Source organism: Thermogutta sp., from assembly GCF_014359955.1.
GTDB lineage: Bacteria > Planctomycetota > Planctomycetia > Pirellulales > Thermoguttaceae > Thermogutta.
Genome location: NZ_JACIYL010000640.1, coordinates 1 through 2,614, shown reverse-complemented (window position 1 = coordinate 2,614; position 2,614 = coordinate 1). Strand labels below are relative to the sequence as shown.

Here is a 2,614-nt window from a genome sequence, read left to right as displayed (position 1 = left end):
TCTGGGACTCGGCTGTGCAGGCCGTCAAAGAAGGGCGGACGACGCCCGTGGAAGTGCGGCGGGTCCTCGGTTGGAGTGATTACTGGAAAATCCTGGAGTAACCTTTGCGGGTAATGAGCAGGAGCCGTCGGTCGGGTTCATCTGGGGAATTGTTCCCGAACATTTCTGGGCGATTATGTGCGGGTTGCTTATCCTGCCAGGAGTTGCCGCAGTCCCATCCAGGCGCCGGCAATTCCGGCAATCAGAAGCGCTGTGGCGGAAATCCACAGGCAGATGTCCCACAGAAGGCCCGGCCGAAGTGCCGGTGAGCATTCCCGATAACGGTAGTACAGAGCGGTTCCCGCCAGCATGGGAAGCATGATGGCCTGCATGAAGCCGCTCGCCACGATGAGTCCCACGGGTTCCCGATACCACAGGCACGTGAGCAGGGCAAAGACCGGGAATCCGATGGCGAAAGCCGTCACCCATCGCTGAGGTGGCCCCTGCTCGCCAGATTTTCCTGTGACAACAATCGCCACTGCGTCGGCTGCCACGCGGGAGTGCCCGGCCATCGCAGAGAAAAACGTGGAATACAGAACCGCAAATGCGCCCGTCAGGAAGAAAAGTTTCGTCCAGCTTCCAAAGACGGGCACGTACATCTCGCTGAGGTGGGCGATCATCTGAGCACCGCTGGGAATCAAGTTCGCCCGATGAAGAATGGCGGCGCCCAGGATGTAAAAAGCCCCAGTGGCGAAGGTGTAGATCACCATGGAAAGAAAGGCGTCCGCACGCATGACGCGCATCCACCCCAGTGCTCGGGACACCCACGCGGAAGAACCGTCGTAACGTCCGGTATAGCGGCCGTAGCCTTTCTCCAGGCACCAGTAGGGGTAGGTGATGAGTTCGTTGGTGCCCATCCCGATGATGCCGAATGTGGCCAGCGCAGTGCCGAGGGCTGCCCAACGATTAGCGCCCGGCGGTAACTGGAAACTCAGCCCGCTTGCAAGGTCGTGCCATGTGATCGCCCAGTCGGGCTGAAATTGCAGGGCCACGACACAAAAGACGGTCACAAGCGTGAAAATCGCCACCAAAATGGTGCAAACCCACTGGATCAGGCGGTAGCGCCCGCATGTCAAAAGCGGGATCGAACCGAGACAGATCACCACCGCCCAGAGAAGATCGTCCGTGAGCCAGGAGGCCCCCACGCCATAATTCGGCCGCGGTCGTCCCAACCGTTGGCATACTCTCGTCTCGATTTCAGAACGTGGGGGAAGTTTTTCTTCAACATGACCGGTCCGGCGAAGTTCGTCCAGAACCTCCTGACGCACCCGGGCGGCTTCGGCATCCCATTGCTCCTGGGCCTCGAGTAATCGCGTGAAGCTGCCGTTAATGGGGAACGCCAGCGCGAGGGCCTGGCCCACCCCATGGGCGATCCCGCCGAGCTGGGCAAGGCTCACCACAAACATGATGACCCAGTACCACAACATCCAGTGCACGCGAAAGCGGGGACCGGGAAGTCGGTTGATCGCCAGCAGGGTGGTCTGACCGGACTGGATGGCGTAGCGCCCCAACTCCACCTGCACAAAAACTTTGCTCACGCAGCCCAGAATGATCAGCCAGAGGAGAGTAAACCCGGCCTCCGCGCCGGTGCGAGGGGTCAATATCAGTTCCCCGGAACCCACGACAGCCGCCGCGATGATCATTCCCGGCCCCATGCGAAGAAGCATCTCCAGGAAATGCCGGGGAGGCAACTGGATACCTTCGTCGGTTTGTTCGCCCGAAGGATCGAGAGGCCTTGAATTCCCCGGGATTGGGCGGCAGTCATCCAGGTTGCGATCGGCCATTTTCCCCATGGTCAGCACTGGGAGTCGAAAAAAATCGTCAGACCACCTTGGGGTCAAAAACTCAGACGCCTGTTTGCTGTCTTTCAAGCGTCCGTCATTGTAGAAAACCACTCTTCGCCCCGCCAGTCACGGACACGCTGACTCATCCCCACTTTTTTGAAGGATTTGTGGGAACGTAAAGGCATCGCGTTGGTAGGGGCGACTCATGGATTGCCCCGACGATTTGCGGATAGTGAACCTGGCAGACGAAGATCGGTGCGGATTCTCCGAGGTCGCAATGTAGGCTTGACAGGCAGGTTCCTCCAACCTGATTTTCGCTGTCCCGAAGGTGTCGGCCAGGTTCGAATTCCTGCCCGACGGCAGGGGAAAAATGGGGATGACTCAGGTGGAGACGATTTGGCCACTGATGGCAAGGACACGAACGCCGCCCAGCACCGACGCAGAGAGGGGGAACGAAAAGTGCGCAGGGCAGAAAGGTTGGCGATTTCCGCAAACCCGGTGACGGCTATTTCGGCATGCTGCCGGTTCGGCTTCCCAGACGGGTCCAACCATCCTGGCTTGGTTGAGAGCCAGAAGGCACGAGTGGTTTCGGGGCAGGAGAGGCATGCTCCCGCTGATCACCGGAAGCGGCTGACGCGACCTCCGAATGGCCGTGGGGCGCGTTCTGAACCTCGGAAAGTGGCCGATCCTCGATCGAGATGATATTTTCCGGGGGAATTCCCAGCTCGATGAAGGGTTCCATCTCCTCGCGGGTGAGCGGTCTGCCTGTGACCTCGGGTATCGTTTCTGAC

General features: G+C 59.6%; 2 protein-coding genes. Both read right to left on the bottom strand.

The features are described from left to right. Positions 1-188: 188 nt before the first annotated feature. On the bottom strand, positions 189-1,823 hold the full coding sequence (locus H5U08_RS15335) for an Nramp family divalent metal transporter (protein ID WP_297034967.1): 1,635 nt from the start codon (positions 1,821-1,823) through the stop codon (positions 189-191). A gap of 505 nt (positions 1,824-2,328) precedes the next feature. Then, on the bottom strand, positions 2,329-2,614 hold a 286-nt coding region (locus tag H5U08_RS15330), incomplete at its 5' end, for a hypothetical protein (RefSeq protein WP_297034964.1).

Bases quoted from the DNA above. Each gene is read 5' to 3' on its own strand.
- H5U08_RS15335 (WP_297034967.1), bottom strand. From the start codon at position 1,823: ATGGCCGATCGCAACCTGGATGACTGCCGCCCAATCCCGGGGAATTCA.